The sequence below is a fragment of the Sphingobium sp. genome (assembly GCF_003248505.1).
Classification (GTDB): Bacteria; Pseudomonadota; Alphaproteobacteria; order Sphingomonadales; family Sphingomonadaceae; genus Sphingobium.
In genome coordinates, this window is record NZ_QFOA01000170.1 from 1 (window position 1) to 1,524 (window position 1,524).

The 1,524-nt window shown below is 61.0% G+C and carries 1 protein-coding gene; it reads left to right on the forward strand.

The genetic code is table 11. The annotated features are described in order from the left end of the window. Positions 1 to 61: 61 nt before the first annotated feature. The coding region (locus DI606_RS20155; protein ID WP_293985801.1) for a ParB/RepB/Spo0J family partition protein at positions 62 to 1,524 on the forward strand (1,463 nt) is incomplete at its 3' end.

The window sequence follows — 1,524 nt, forward strand, 5'->3', positions numbered from 1 at the left end:
GGGGGAAGGAAGCGAATGCGCGGTTCGATGTGCGGGCCGCAGCTTTTGCGGAGTTTGTTGCATGACCAAGCCATCCATCCTCGTCCCGGCAACCCATCTTACCAAGTCGCCCGTCAATGTGCGCAAGCGGACCGATCTCCGCGCTGACGCTGAACTCGAAGCCAGCATCGCCGGGCATGGCCTCATCCAGAATCTTGTTGGCGTGCCGGTTTCCCGTAAGAAAGGTCATTATCGCATCACGGCCGGGGGCCGCCGCCTCGATGCGATCCATCGCCTGATCGAGAAGGGAACGCTGCCTGCCGATTATGAGGTGCCCGTCCTTGTTCTTGCCAAAGCGAAGGACGGCCGCGAAATCAGCCTTGCTGAAAATTACGACCGGCTGCAGATGTCGCCTGCCGAAGATTGCCTCGCATTTCGAGATCTGATCGAGGTCGAGGGCCGCAGCACGGCGGAGATCGCCAAGCGCTTCGGCATCGAGGAACGTTTTGTTGTCGGGCGCTTGCGTCTCGCGAACCTCGCCCAGCCGATCTTCGATGCGCTCGAGGCTGACGAAATCACGCTCGATGTGGCCAAGGCCTATGCGACGACCGCGGACACCGCCCGTCAAACGGCGATATGGGAATCGCTGAGAGGCAGCTATTCCCGCGACAATGTGAATGAAATCCGGCGGGCGCTCAATGGCTACAGCTATCGCGCAACCGACCCCAAGTCCCTGCTGGTCGGGCGGGATTCCTATATCGCGGCAGGTGGCCGTGTCGAGGACGCGGACCTGTTCTCCACTGCAGCCGACGAGCGCTGGATCGACACCCATATTCTCGATGATCTGGCGGAGACGAAACTCGCCGCGCAGGCCGAGGCGCTGCGTGAGCGCGAAGGCCTGGGGGAAGTGCGCATCGTCACCGGCGCGCGCATTCCCTATATGGAGACCTATGCGCTGAAACCGCTGACCGGCGTCGCCGAACCGCTCACGCAGGAGCAGGAAGCGCGTAAACGGGAGATTGAGGAGGAGATTGCCGAAATCGAACTGCTCGCTGAAAACGAGGGCTATGAGCCGGAAGAGGATGAAGAACAGCGCTATGCTGCCCTCCAGGCGGAACTCACGGCGATCGTAGAGCGCGAGGTTGTGATCGATCCTGAGCAGAAAGCGACCGCTCTAGGCTATGTGGTGCTCGGCCAAGACGGGACGCCGCAAATCCATCATCAACTCTATATCGCGCCGGTGTCCGATGAAGGAAGCGGCGAGGCCGATGATGACGGCGACGAGGGCGACGATAATGCCAGCGTTGAAACGCAGGAGAACGATACCGCCGATGACGCTCGTCCGGTGATGAGCCAGCGCCTTCGCGAAATGCTGGCGATGATGAAGACTGAGCTGCTTGCGGTCCACGTCGCCAGTGATCCCGCATTCGCGTTAGATCTGGGCACCTTCATCATGATTGATCGTGAATCCCGCCTGGCGTCCTTCGACATGCCGAGCGATCTGCGGGCCTCGGTGCCTTCCCGTCTCTTGCCCGACTTCAAGCC